At 68.1% G+C, this 12,916-nt stretch carries 13 protein-coding genes and 1 tRNA gene; 8 read left to right on the top strand and 6 right to left on the bottom strand.

Going from position 1 to position 12,916, the window contains the following annotated elements; all coding sequences use genetic code 11:
• Positions 1–43: 43 nt before the first annotated feature.
• The 3 genes from ACZ0AA_RS13810 to ACZ0AA_RS13800 all read right to left on the bottom strand — a co-directional run bounded on the left by ACZ0AA_RS13810 (position 44) and on the right by ACZ0AA_RS13800 (position 2,186).
• The gene (locus tag ACZ0AA_RS13810; RefSeq protein WP_463513254.1) at positions 44–1,468 is read right to left on the bottom strand and encodes an LCP family protein; all 1,425 of its coding nucleotides are present in this window, start codon (positions 1,466–1,468) and stop codon (positions 44–46) included.
• A gap of 82 nt (positions 1,469–1,550) precedes the next feature.
• The gene (locus ACZ0AA_RS13805) at positions 1,551–1,892 is read right to left on the bottom strand and encodes a hypothetical protein (protein ID WP_463513253.1); all 342 of its coding nucleotides are present in this window, start codon (positions 1,890–1,892) and stop codon (positions 1,551–1,553) included.
• A complete protein-coding gene (locus ACZ0AA_RS13800; RefSeq protein WP_400863330.1) occupies positions 1,893–2,186 on the bottom strand; it encodes a hypothetical protein in 294 nt (97 codons plus the stop codon). It abuts the gene before it with no gap.
• A gap of 160 nt (positions 2,187–2,346) precedes the next feature.
• Between ACZ0AA_RS13800 and ACZ0AA_RS13795 the strand changes: the two genes are divergently transcribed.
• The gene (locus ACZ0AA_RS13795; protein ID WP_463513252.1) at positions 2,347–2,760 is read left to right on the top strand and encodes a hypothetical protein; all 414 of its coding nucleotides are present in this window, start codon (positions 2,347–2,349) and stop codon (positions 2,758–2,760) included.
• Between the two features lie 73 nt (positions 2,761–2,833).
• Here ACZ0AA_RS13795 and ACZ0AA_RS13790 read toward each other — a convergent pair.
• Positions 2,834–2,916, bottom strand: a tRNA-Leu gene (locus tag ACZ0AA_RS13790).
• A 295-nt stretch (positions 2,917–3,211) separates the two neighbouring features.
• On the opposite strand from ACZ0AA_RS13790, the gene ACZ0AA_RS13785 reads away from it, so the two are divergent.
• Genes ACZ0AA_RS13785 through pknB form a run of 7 tightly spaced genes read left to right on the top strand, consistent with a single transcriptional unit; the run spans position 3,212 to position 12,108 of the window.
• Positions 3,212–3,940: an FhaA domain-containing protein gene (locus ACZ0AA_RS13785; RefSeq protein WP_463513251.1), complete on the top strand. Its 729-nt coding sequence runs from the start codon at positions 3,212–3,214 to the stop codon at positions 3,938–3,940.
• Positions 3,937–4,467 (top strand): FHA domain-containing protein FhaB/FipA, encoded by a 531-nt coding sequence (locus ACZ0AA_RS13780; protein ID WP_400863335.1) that lies wholly within the window; start codon positions 3,937–3,939, stop codon positions 4,465–4,467. Before ACZ0AA_RS13785 ends, ACZ0AA_RS13780 begins: the two co-directional genes overlap by 4 nt.
• Positions 4,468–4,474: 7 nt before the next feature.
• Entirely contained in the window at positions 4,475–5,770 is a 1,296-nt protein-coding gene (locus tag ACZ0AA_RS13775) for a PP2C family protein-serine/threonine phosphatase (protein WP_400863337.1), read from the top strand.
• Positions 5,767–7,152 carry an FtsW/RodA/SpoVE family cell cycle protein gene (locus tag ACZ0AA_RS13770; protein ID WP_400863338.1) on the top strand — a complete coding sequence of 462 codons (1,386 nt, stop codon included), beginning with the start codon at positions 5,767–5,769 and terminating at the stop codon, positions 7,150–7,152. Before ACZ0AA_RS13775 ends, ACZ0AA_RS13770 begins: the two co-directional genes overlap by 4 nt.
• A 1-nt stretch (position 7,153) precedes the next feature.
• Entirely contained in the window at positions 7,154–8,608 is a 1,455-nt protein-coding gene (locus ACZ0AA_RS13765; protein ID WP_463513250.1) for a peptidoglycan D,D-transpeptidase FtsI family protein, read from the top strand.
• Positions 8,605–10,359, top strand: coding sequence for a protein kinase domain-containing protein (locus ACZ0AA_RS13760; protein WP_463513249.1), 1,755 nt, complete (start codon positions 8,605–8,607; stop codon positions 10,357–10,359). The genes ACZ0AA_RS13765 and ACZ0AA_RS13760 overlap by 4 nt, the downstream gene beginning before the upstream one ends.
• 54 nt (positions 10,360–10,413) lie before the next feature.
• Complete coding sequence (gene pknB / locus ACZ0AA_RS13755; protein WP_400863342.1) at positions 10,414–12,108, top strand: Stk1 family PASTA domain-containing Ser/Thr kinase; 1,695 nt, start codon at positions 10,414–10,416, stop codon at positions 12,106–12,108.
• Here the strand turns inward: pknB and ACZ0AA_RS13750 are convergent.
• Together ACZ0AA_RS13750 and ACZ0AA_RS13745 are read right to left on the bottom strand one after the other, a co-directional pair.
• Positions 12,087–12,755: an anthranilate synthase component II gene (locus ACZ0AA_RS13750; protein WP_463513248.1), complete on the bottom strand. Its 669-nt coding sequence runs from the start codon at positions 12,753–12,755 to the stop codon at positions 12,087–12,089. The genes pknB and ACZ0AA_RS13750 overlap by 22 nt on opposite strands.
• Positions 12,752–12,907: a hypothetical protein gene (locus ACZ0AA_RS13745; RefSeq protein WP_463513247.1), complete on the bottom strand. Its 156-nt coding sequence runs from the start codon at positions 12,905–12,907 to the stop codon at positions 12,752–12,754. Before ACZ0AA_RS13745 ends, ACZ0AA_RS13750 begins: the two co-directional genes overlap by 4 nt.
• Positions 12,908–12,916 lie beyond the last annotated feature (9 nt).

Raw genomic sequence — 12,916 nt, 5'->3', positions numbered from 1 at the left:
AGTCCCCTCCAGTCTGCCTGCCGCAGCCTGGAGCGAGGGCCGCTCAGCCGGCGCAGAGGTCGGTGTCGGCGCTGCGGTTGACCGCGTCGACCGGCCGTGGCGGCACCGGGGTCGCGTTGGGCTGCGAGACGAGCGCTTCGTAGTCGGCGCCGAGCAGCAGCTGCACTCCGTCGACCTCTCCGACCTGAACCGTCACAGCGAGGCCGAGTTCTGCGGCGAGCGCCTGTGCCGTCTGCTGGGCGTCGGGGGTGTCCGCGGCGGTGATCGTCGTCAGGTCGACCGGGTCGGCATTGGCGATGCCCGCGACGGTGTATCCGTAGCCGGTGGCGTCCTCCGAGACGCGGGATGCCAGCCCGCTCACGCCGGCCCCGTTGAGGATCTGCACGGGAGCCGTGCGCACGGTGGGCGCTGGCTGCACCTCGTCGGTGGTCAGCACGATCGGCACGTCGTCGATCAGCGCGCGGAAGATGACATCGGCATCGGCGGTGGGCACGACGCGGTTGGGATCCTCCGGTGCCTCGGTCGTCGGCATGGTGACGAACGTGACGCTGCTGAGCGGGACATTCGCGACCCGCGCGGCGAGGCCCGCCAGATCGGTCAGCGCGCCGAGTCCCGGGTCGACGGTCATCGATGATGTGACGGCGTCGAGGAACGCGTAGAGACGATCGGGGCGCACCAGCACGTCGGACTTCGTGGCCTTCTGCACGATCGCCGAGAGCACCATCTGCTGATGCCCGAGTCGAGCGATGTCGCTCTCTTCGGCGAGCGCGTGCCGGGTGCGAGCGAGGGCGAGCGCCTGGTCGCCGTTGATCGACTGTGCGCCGGCCGGCAGATCGAGCCGCGCGTGTCCGTCCTGCAGGGGTTCGGGCAGGCACACGTCGATGCCACCCATCGCGTCGACCATGCCGATGAACCCCTCGAAGTCCATCTGCACGAAGTGGTCGATGCGCAGGCCGGTCAGCTGCTCGACCGCTGCGACGGAGCAGGCCGGCCCGTATTGCAGGGCCGAGTTCAGCATCCCCCACCCGCCGCCGTAAGACCCGCGTCCGTTGTCGTCGCACGCGGGCAGGTCGCCGAGAGTGTCGCGCGGAAGCTGCACGGCGTCGATCCGGGTGTTGTCGCTCGAGATGTGAGCGACGACCATCGCGTCGCTGCGTTCACTGCCGTCGTCTTCGCCGAAGCCTTCCGATTCGAGCGCCCTCGAGTCGGATCCGAGCAGCAGGATGTTCAGGTCTCCTGTCGCGAGTTCGGGCTCGGTCTCTCCGGTGTCGGAGCGGATCGGAGCGGTCGTGACATTTCCCTGCAGCTGCGCGTAGGCGACCGCGCCGACGGCGACGAGCGCCGCGACGACCGCGACGCTGATCCACCCGATCAGCCGACCACGCCGCCGGCGAGGTCGAGTGACGGGTCCGGACTCGGGCGACAGGTCGCTCTGGTCGTCGCTGGGGGAGGATGCTGGCGGTCTCACCTGCTCACACCATCACGACTCGGGCCCGACGACAAACACGTGGGGGCGGCGAGTCCTGCGAGGGTGCTGTGAGCTGACGGTCTCACACCGTGACGTAACCGCGTGAGGAGTCGTCGTGGACGAGGCGGTAGTCCGGACCCGCTCCGCGGTGATCGGCCAGGCTCCACACCCGCGCAGATCTCGTCTGGTCGGCGGACGTGGCACCGTATTCGAGCACGAGCGCACTCGGCATCCGCCCGTCGCGGTACTCGCCGACGAAGTAGCGCGGGTTGCCCAGACCGCCCGAGTCCACCCGCCCGACGAACTGACCGTCCTCGGTCACGCGAGGCGGGGCCACGAGCAGGTCGGCGGACGTGATGCGCTGCACGGCCTCATGCTGAGCGAAGGCCGACAGGGAGAGAGGAATGATCGATGCGAGTGCCATTCAGATCACACTCGCCGTCGAGTCGCGACGCGACGATCGTCCGCCCAGGTCCTGAGCCCATGCCCGGGTGTCGGCCAGCCCCCGCTCGTCGAGGTACGCGCGGATCACGTCGTGGACGAGGCGGATCTGCGCCTCGGCTCCCATAGCCGCCTGCATCATGTCGACCTTCGGTGCGGGTGCTCCGTCGATCCGCTCGAGCGCCTCGCGGATGATCCGCTCACGGCCTGCGCGCCCCATGGATTCCTCCATCGACACGGTCTGGCGTGGGTACTCTGGGGCGTGTTCGTGACTCATGCGAGCCTCCTCAGTCAGGGATGGTGGTGTCTCACGGACAGTGGTGCCGGGGCTGCAACCCCGGCACCACGTTGTTCCTCCACCGTACCTTATTTTGAGTTATTCAAAATAACCGGAAGCGATCGGCGCGTCCATCACCCGCGGTGAGTAGCCTTCATCCATGACTTTCCACATCGAGCACACCCTCGACGGCCGCCACACGAGCACCGGCAGCTACGACTCTCTCGGCGCGGCGGTGATCGCGGCGCTGGGCGTGAAGCGGGCGCCCGTTCTCGTCGTCGACGACTCCGCCGCCGCAGATGCGGATGCTGTCGCCGTCGTCCTGAAGAAGGGCGAGGTGCTCACCGCAACGGCCGAGCCCGAGTGGTGGGCTCGGCTGAAGACGCCATCGCAGCAGAAGCTCCTCGCCGGCGGACGACTCGACGCCGCGGTCGTCACTGACATCACGGATGCCGGTGGAGCCGTGGCCGCGACCGCGTGGGAGAGCGGCCCCGTCGACGAGTGGGAGCTGACCCCGGCATCCGACCACGACTGGGTGCGCTTCGAAGCGGCACGGCGGTCGATCCGCGGCTGACGCGCTTCCCACGCATGCGAAAGGCCCGGCTTCCTCGAGAGGAACCGGGCCTTTTCACATCTACTTCTCGCTGTGCGCGAGGGGGGACTTGAACCCCCACGTCCATAAGGACACTGGCACCTGAAGCCAGCGCGTCTACCATTCCGCCACTCGCGCGAGTATGTCGGGCTCCGAGGAACTCAACTTCCCAAAGATATCACGCGTTTCGCCCCACCAAGAAACCGGGGCCACGTCGGGCGCAGCACCCTCGGGCGGACTTCTCCCTGATGGGCGGAGCCTCAGCCGTCACACGACCGCCCCACGCGGAGTTTTCCTCCCGACGGGATGGACTCGCACACGCCTCGCCTCCCCCCACTCCCCCGGATTCTCGGCGCTTTCCCGCTCCGCGAGGGCTTTCACTCAGCACACCTGGCTACGATGTCCGTACCGGTCGGTATGCCAGAGGAGCCCAGTGGGACTACTTGACAGCTTTGAGAAGGGTCTCGAGCGCGCTGTGAACAGCGCCTTCGCGAAGACCTTCCGCAGCGGCATCCAGCCCGTGGAGATCGCTTCGGCGCTTCGGCGCGAAGCGGACACCAAAGCGGCTGTGGTGAGCAGGGACCGCATCATCGCGCCCAACAACTTCGTCGTGCGCCTCAGCACCGACGACGCCGAGCGGATGCAGGGCCTCGGCGGCGCCCTCACCGATGAGCTCCACGCGCTCCTCTCCAAGCACGCGAAGGCGCAGGGCTACAGCTTCTCCGGCCCGCTCTCGATCTCGCTCGAAGGCGACGACAAGATCGCCACCGGCACGATCAACGCCAGCTCGGGCACGGTCGAGGGTCGCGTCAACTGGCAGGCCGTGATCGACGTCGACGGCCGTCGCCACTCTCTCACCCGCGCGCGCACGGTCATCGGCCGGGGGACGGATGCCGACATCACGATCGCCGACGCCGGATCCAGCCGCAAGCACGTCGAGGTCCTCTGGGACGGCGAGCGGGCCATGATGCGCGACCTCGGCTCGACCAACGGCACCAAGGTCGACGGTCAGAAGGTGCGCGAAGCGGCGCTGCCCTCCGAGACCACCATGACCATCGGACGCACCGACCTGGTGTTCCGCATCGTTCCCGTCGCCACTCCGTCACGCCCGCCGCGGCCGCGCGACGACGACGCGACCCGCGCGTTCGGAGCCATCTCGTGAGCACTCCCAGCGAGCTCGTCCTGCTCCTGCTGCGCGTCGGCTTCCTGCTGATCCTGTGGTTCTTCGTGTTCGGAGTCGTCTACTCGCTGCGCGCCGACCTGTTCGGCATGAAGGTGCGCAAGCTCCCCGCCGAAGCCGCTGCCGCCATGCCCGCCCCGGCGCAGGCACCCGCGTCGGCCCCGGCGCCTCGCTCCGCCTCGTCGAAGCCCAGCACCGGCCCCGCGACGGTGGCGACGGCCAAGCGACTCGTGATCACCTCCGGGCCGAAGGCGGGGCTCGAACTCCCCCTCGGCTCTGAGACGCTGACGATCGGCCGCTCGAGCGAGTCGGCTCTCGTGATCCGCGACGACTACACCTCCAGCCACCACGCGCGCCTGCTGCTCCGAGGCGACAGCTGGGCCATCCAGGACCTCGACTCGACCAACGGCACGTACGTCGCCGGTCAGCGGGTGACCGGCGGCCCGGTCGGCCTCGCCCTCGGCACCCCGATCAAGGTGGGCGCCACGACCTTCGAGCTGCGAGCCTGACCCCGGCATGGTCTTCGAAGGCTCGAGCGCCGCGATCTCCCACACCGGGAAGGTCCGCTCCAACAACCAGGACTCCGGATACTCCGGAGCGAATCTGTTCGTCGTCGCCGACGGCATGGGCGGCCACGCGGGCGGCGACGTCGCCTCGAGCATCGCGATCCACCGCCTCGAGCCGCTCGATCAGCCCTACACGTCGGTCGAAGACGCGCAGGCCTCCCTGCAGGCCGCAGCCACCACCGCAGCGGGCGACCTGATCCGCGCCGCCAAGGATCGCCCGGAACTCGCCGGCCTCGGAACCACGCTCAGCGCGATCATCATGGTCGACGACTACGCGGTCATCGGCCACATCGGCGACTCGCGCATCTACCTCTATCGCGACGATGCGGTCACCCAGATCACCGCCGACCACACCTTCGTGCAGCGACTCGTCGATTCGGGTCGCATCACTCCCGAAGAGGCGCGCTATCACCCGCGCCGGTCGGTCCTCATGCGCGTGCTCAGCGACATGGACGCCGATCCCGAGCTCGACATGTTCGTGATGCACACCCAGCCGGGCGACCGCTGGCTGCTGTGCTCCGACGGGCTCTCGGGGGTCGTCGACGAGGCGCACATCCTGAAGGCGATGCGCATGGGCATGGCGCCCGGGCGCACGGCCGACAATCTGCTGAAGCAGGCGCTCGACGGCGGCGCACCCGACAACGTGACGATCGTCCTTGTCGAGGTCGGCGGCCAGCACGCCATGCACTCCGGCACCGCGACGATCGTCGGGTCCGCGTCGAACCCCGCCAACATCACCGTGCCGCCCGTCCGCGCACCGCGCGGCAACTGGCTGCACCCTGTTCGACAGGCAGCGAACGACCCCAGCCACTTCGAGCCGGCCCCCGAGTACCTCGAGGAGCTCATCGAAGAAGACCGTCGCCGCGCCAAGCGCCGCCGCCTCGGCTGGATCGCCGGGATGCTGGTGGTCGTCGCGATGCTCGTGTTCGCCGCCTTCGCCGCCTACAGCTGGACCCAGACGCGCTACTTCGTCGGCGCCGACGAGGACAGCGTCGTGATCTATCAGGGCGTGCAGCAGAACATCGGCCCGATCACGCTGTCGACGCCGCTGCGCGACACCGACATCCTGCTCGCGAACCTGCCGCCGTATCAGCGCGATTCCGTCGAACGCACCATCACCGCTCGATCGTTCTCGGACGCCGAGGCGATCGTCACGCGACTCCAGGCCGGAGCCGACCGCGTGATCGGCGAGACTCCCCTGCCCACGCCCATGCCCACTGAGACGCCGACGGAGGATGCGGGATGAGCACCGACGTCACGGCCGACACGAGCGTCATCAAGGCCCTCAAGAAGATGCGGATGCCGCAAACGCAGCGCAACCGCGAGTTCTGGCTCCTGCTGTTCGCCGTCGCGATCAGCGGTGCCTCCCTCACGCTCGTGCAGCTCGGCGCGCTCGGTCTGATCGACCCGATGATCCTCGCGATCGGCGGTGGACTCGCCGTGCTGGCGTTCGCGGTCCACTTCGTGCTGCGGGCCGTGGCATCCGATGCCGACCCGTTCGTGCTTCCGATCGCCACACTGCTGACCGGACTCGGCATCGCGATGATCTATCGCATCGACATCGCCGAGTCGCTGACCGGGTGGAACGCCTACTCGACGAAGCAGCTCGCGTGGACCGCGATCTCCCTCGCCGGTGCGATCACCGTCGTGATCATGCTGCGCAACTACCGGGTGCTGTTCCGCTACACCTACATCTTCGGCCTCTCCGGCATCCTGCTCCTGCTGCTGCCGTTCGTGCCCGGCCTGCGCATCCCCGACGCGAACGCCCAGGTGTGGGTGTCGCTCGGCGGCATGTTCGCGTTCCAGCCGGGCGAGCTCGCCAAGATCTGCCTCGCCATCTTCTTCGCCGGCTACCTGGTGCGCACCCGCGAGAGCCTCACGTCGGTGGGCACGAAGTTCCTCGGCATCACCTGGCCGCGCATGCGCGAGCTCGGGCCCGTACTCGTCGTGTGGGCGATCTCGCTGGGCATCATCGTGATCCAGCGCGACCTCGGCACCGGAACCCTCATCTTCGGCATGTTCGTCGCGATGCTCTACGTCGCCACCGGCAAGACCAGCTGGGTGCTCATCGGCCTCGGCCTCGTCGCGGCCGGAGTCGCGGTCGCCACGCAGATCCTCAGCTATGTGCAGGGCCGATTCACGAACTGGCTGTTCCTCTTCGACTCGGAAAAGGTCGACCCGGACGTCGCCGGATTCCAGCCCATGCAGGGGCTCTTCGGACTCGCGCACGGCGGGCTGCTCGGCACCGGATGGGGTCAGGGTCGCCCCGAGGTGACCCCGCTCGCGCACAGCGACTACATCATCACCAGCCTCGGTGAGGAGATCGGCCTGATCGGTCTGTTCGCCATCCTCTGCCTCTACATGGTGTTCGTCAGCCGCGGCGTGCGCATCGGGCTCGCGGGGCAGGACGACTTCGGCAAGCTGCTCGCCATCGGCCTCTCGTTCACCATCGCACTGCAGGTGTTCATCATGGTCGGCGGTGTGACCCGGCTCATCCCCCTCACCGGTCTGACCACCCCGTTCCTCGCCGCCGGCGGCTCGTCGCTCGTGGCCAACTGGCTCATCGTCGCGATCCTGCTGCGCATCTCCGACGGCGTCCGCAGCCAACCCCGGGCGGTGATCGGCTGACATGACCAAAGAGCTCCGCCGTCTCAGCATCGTGATGCTGTTCATGTTCCTGTCGCTGTTCGCCGCAACCAGCTGGATCCAGGTCGTCGAGGCCGATTCTCTGGCGCAGAACCCGAACAACAGGCGCACTCTGCTCGACAGCTATGAGATCCAGCGAGGATCGATCATCGTCGACGACGTCGCCATCGCATCCTCGACGCCGTCGGACGACCGCTACCAGTTCCAGCGCACCTACACCGATGCCGCGATGTGGGCGCCCGTCACCGGGTACTTCAACCCCGCGCTGCAGTCGGCGACCGGGATCGAGCGGGCGATGAACTCCGACCTCTCCGGCACCGGCTCGAACGCATTCTTCGCCGAGATCGAGCGCATCCTCTCGGGCCAGCCGCAGAGCGGATTCAGCGTCGAGCTGACTCTCGACACCGCCGCGCAGCGAGCGGCCTACGAGGGCCTGCAGGGACTCAACGGCGCCGTCGTCGCGATCGAGCCGAAGACCGGGCGCATCCTCGCACTGGTGTCGACCCCCGGGTTCGACACCAACCAGCTCGCGACGCACGACGCGGATGCCGCGAACGCGACCTACGATCAGCTCGACGAAGACCCCACGAAGCCCCTCTCGAACCGGGCGATCGCCGGCGACCTCAACCCTCCCGGCTCGACGTTCAAGCTCGTCGTGGCGGCCGCGGCCTACGCGTCGGGCAACTGGACACCCGACTCGACGCTCCCGAACCCGGCCCGCTACCAGCTGCCCGGCTCGACGAACACGGTCGCGAACGCCTGGGGCGGCACGTGCGGCAGTGGAGACACCGTGACGATCTCCGAAGCCATCCGCCTGAGCTGCAACATCCCGATGGCCGAGCTCGCCGTCGAGCTCGGCGATGACGCGATCCGCGAGATGGCGGAGAAGTTCGGGTTCAACCGGAGCTTCTCGACGCCCCTCGAATCGACTCCGTCGAGCTACCCGCGTGCCCTCGACGACGCGCAGACCGCCCTCACCGGATTCGGCCAGGGACAGGTCACCGCGACGCCGCTGCAGATCGCGATGGTGGCTGCCGGCATCGCGAACGACGGCGTCGTGATGAACCCCCGTCTGGTAGACACGGTGATCGGCAACGACCTCTCGGTCATCCGTTCGTACGACGACACCCAGTTCGGTCAGACGACCGATGCGACGATCGCCGATCAGGTCACGGCGTCGATGGTCGCGAGCGTCTCAAACGGCGCTGCGCAGGGTGCAAGAATAGACGGGGTCGATGTGGCTGGAAAGACAGGCACGACCGAAAACGGTAACAAGCCCTACACGTTGTGGTTCACCGGTTTCGCGCCGGCGGACGACCCGGAAGTGGCAGTAGCGGTCCTCGTCGAAGACGGCGGCGGACAAGGGCAGTCAGGATCCGGCGACACCATCGCCGCTCCGATTGCAAAGAAGGTCATAGAGGCGGTGCTGGGCAGATGAGACCGACGCAGGGTGTGTCGTTCGGTGGTCGCTACGAGCTGCAGTCGCGTATTGCGATCGGCGGCATGGGCGAGGTGTGGGAGGCGACGGATCACGTCATCGGCCGCACCGTGGCCATCAAGATCCTCAAGGACGAGTACATGGGGGACCCCGGGTTCCTCGAGCGGTTCCGCGCTGAGGCGCGCCATGCCGCACTCGTCAACCACGAGGGCATCGCGAGCGTCTTCGACTACGGCGAGGAGAACGGTAGCGCCTACCTCGTCATGGAGCTCGTGCCCGGCGAGGCGCTCTCGACCGTGCTCGAGCGCGACGGCGCGTTGAGCGCCGACAAGACCCTCGACATCGTCGCGCAGACGGCATCCGCTCTGCAGGCCGCCCACGCGGCCGGTCTGGTGCACCGCGACATCAAGCCCGGAAACCTGCTGATCACCCCGGACGGCCGCGTCAAGATCACCGACTTCGGCATCGCCCGCATCGCCGACCAGGTGCCGCTGACGGCCACCGGTCAGGTCATGGGCACCGTGCAGTACCTCTCGCCGGAGCAGGCCTCGGGACACCCGGCGTCTCCTGCGACCGACACGTACTCGCTCGGCATCGTCGCGTACGAGTGCCTCGCAGGCAAGCGCCCCTTCACGGGCGAGTCGCAGGTCGCGATCGCGATGGCGCAGATCAACGAGCAGCCTCCGCCGCTGCCGCCGACCGTGCCGATCCCCGTGCAGAACCTCGTCATGGCGATGATCGCCAAGAAGCCGGCCGACCGGCCCTCGTCTTCGGCGACCGTGGCTCGCGCCGCACAGGCGCTGCGCCGAGGAGACCTGAACTCCGCGGCGATCGCCGTGCCCGCCATCGCGACCGGCGGGGTGGCATCGGATGACGCCACCCGGCTGCTCACGGCGTCGGGTGACGACGGCACGACGCGCATCCTCCCCACGACGGCTCAGCTGCCCACCGGCGAGCAGGCCGCCGAGGAGGCAGAGGGAAAGAAGAAGAAGCGGAGCCCCTGGACGTGGCCGCTCATCGCTCTCATCGCCCTCCTGGTCATCGTGCTCGGCGGAACCGTGTTCGCGCTGATGAACCAGGGTGACCCCGAACCTGAGCCGACCCAGTCGGAGACGACATCCCAGACGCCCAAGCCGACGCCGACCGAGACCGAGACGCCCGAGCCCGAGCTGGTCGACGTCGACGCGCTCGGCCTCGTCGGAATGCAGTGCGAGGCAGCGCAGGCCGCGGCGGTCAACGCCGGGCTGCAGGCCGAGTGCACGGTGGGCAACACCATCGCTCCGAACGCGAATCAGGTCGGAACGGTCGAATCCGTCCAGCCCGGTGGAAACGTGCCCGAAGGCACGGTCATCACGCTGACCACGTTCAAGGAGCAGGTGAAGGTGGGCAAGCCCTCGGGCACCCCGACCATCGCCGGCACCGCCACCGAGGGCGTTCCTGTGACGCTCAACTGGCCGAGCTTCGAGTGCCCCTCCGGCACTCCGGCGCGATCGGCCTTCGAAGTGACGCTCACCAACGCGACCTTCTCGGGCGGCAACTCGGGTGAGTCCATCCGCAGCTTCGGACCGAGCATCCTCTCGACGCAGATCATCCCCGGCACGGCCGGACAGACGATCACCGCCACGTTCCGCGTGTTCTGCGGAAGCGACATGCCGTCCGAGCAGTCGGATGCCATGCCGGGCGTCGCCATCCTGCCGGCCGCACCGGATCCCGGTGAGGGCGACACAGACGGCGGCGACTCAGGCGAATAACTCGCTCTCGCCATAGGCTAGAGCATCCACAAGGTCGTATCAGGGGGTCAGTACGTGTCGACAGAGCCACGAGTTCTCGCGGGGCGCTACCGCGTAGACGAGCTCATCGGGCACGGCGGCATGGCGAAGGTGTACCGCGGGTACGACCTGACCCTCGGTCGTGCGGTGGCGATCAAGATCCTCGACCCCGAACTCGCTCGGGACAACGCGTTCCGCACGCGCTTCCGTCTCGAGGCGCAGTCGGCGTCTCGCATGTCGCACCCGTCGATCGTCCGGGTCTACGACGCCGGCGACCCCTCGACCACCGACAGCAGCACCGACGAACCTCCGTACATCATCATGGAGCTGATCAGCGGGACCCTGCTGAAGGACATCATCGCGAAGGGCCCGGTGCCTGTCGAAGACGCCGTGCGCTACGTCGACGGCATCCTCGAGGCGCTCGACTACTCGCACCGCGCGGGCGTCGTGCATCGCGACATCAAGCCGGGCAATGTCATGGTGACCGACAAGGGCCAGGTCAAGGTCATGGACTTCGGCATCGCCCGAGCCGTGTCCGACTCGTCGTCGACCGTCGCCGAGACCACGCAGATCATCGGCACAGCCGCATATTTCTCGCCCGAGCAGGCCAAGGGCGAGCCTGTCGACGCCAGGGCGGACCTCTACTCCACCGGTGTCGTGCTCTATGAGCTGCTCACCGGGCGTCAGCCGTTCCGCGGCGAATCGCCGGTCGCGGTCGCGTACCAGCATGTGAGCGAGACCCCGGTCCCTCCGACCGAGGTGAACGAGGACTCCCCCGGCGCGCTCGATCCGATCGTCCTCCGAGCGCTCGCGAAGGACCCGTACCAGCGGTACCCGGATGCTGCGCACTTCCGCGCCGCGCTCGACTCTGCGGTCTCCGGTCATGCGCCGAGCCGCAAGGAACTCGGCGCGCTCACGAGCGAGCTGTATGGTCCGAGTCCGCGCGCCGCGCAGGAGACCGCCCGATCGCTGCGTCAGCTGAGCACCGACACGACGATGGCTCGCACGCAGTCGGGTCCTCCCGTCGCGTGGATCTGGGCAGGCGTCGCACTGCTCGCGGTGCTGCTGGCGTCCGTGCTGTTCTGGGTGTGGACGCTCAGCATGCGGCCGGATGACGTGCCGTCGAGCGCTCGCGTCGTGCCGGACCTCGTCAACGTGTCGTCCGAGCGCGCTCAGGACGACCTCGGCAAGCTCGATCTGACGGCCAAGCTCGTGCTCGAGTCGAGCAACGACATCGTCGAGGGCAATGTCACCCGCACCGATCCGGAGAGCGGCACCGCCGTCAGCGAGGGAGATTCCGTCACCGTCTACGTGTCGTCCGGCAAGGAGACCGTGGTGGTGCCGATCCTCGAGGGTCTGTCGCTGACCGCCGCCAAGGACGCCCTCGCAGCAGCCGGTCTCGAGCTCGGCACGGTGATCCAGCGCAACGACAAGGGCCTGGCGGCCGAGACGGTGATGGAGGCCAGCGAGGCCGCGGAGAGCGAGGTCGCACCGCAGACCGTCGTGAACCTCGTGGTCGCCAGCGGTCGAGTCACCCTCACCGACGTCACGGGATGGACGATGGACGCCGCGCAGGCCGAGCTCGAACGCATCGGACTCACTCCGAGCCCGGTCGAACTGATCGACTGCACTCCGACGGAGCCTCCGACCGTGTCGTCGATGTCGGCCGCACCCGGCGATGTCGCGATCGGCTCGACGGTCGAACTGCGCTACTGCGTCGCCGCCGGCTGAGCCGCACGAAGGTCGGTCCCCGACAGCGGATGCAGGTTCGACGACAACGCGACGGCGTCTGAGTCGCCGCAGAGCGCGAGCCAGTTGGCGAGCAGACGGTAGCCGCCTTCGGTGAGCACGCTCTCGGGGTGGAACTGCACCCCGAGGATCGGCAGCCGGGTATGCGCCAGAGCCATCACGGTGCCGCTGTCGGTGCGGGCAGTGACGACGACATCGTCCGGCAGCTCGGACTCCGCCAGAGCGAGAGAGTGATACCTGCCCGCGTCGAACGGCGAGGGGATGCCGGCGAAGAGAGCCGACCCGTCATGCGTGACGCGCGACACCATGCCGTGCATCAGCTCGGGCGCCTCCGACACGGCCGTGCCGAACGCGGCCCCGATCACCTGGTGCCCGAGGCAGACGCCGAGAAGCGGCATCCGCACCCGCGCGGCCAGGCGCACAGCATCGATCGAGACCCCGGCGTCAGCGGGAGCCCCCGGACCGGGCGACAGGAGCAACGCGTCGAAATCGGGAAGAATCCCTTCGAGCTGCGACACCTCAACGGCATCCGCTTCGATCAGGGTGACGTCGGCGCCCAGCTCACGCAGGTAGCCGACGAGGGTGTGCACGAAGCTGTCGTGGTTGTCCACGACGAGCACGCGGATCATTCGAGATCGACCTCGCCCGGAGTGATCAGGGGACTCACCCAGGGGAACACGAACCAGAACAGTCCGTAGAGCACTGCGGCGATGAGCACCAGAAGGATGAAGAGCTTCAGCCACCACGGACCGGGCAGCAGGCGCCAGAGTGCGGCATACATGATTACGTC

The organism is Microbacterium sp. AC035 (assembly GCF_979258485.1).
Note: the sequence above shows the minus strand (reverse complement) of the source record. Positions and strands in the feature narration are given on the sequence as shown.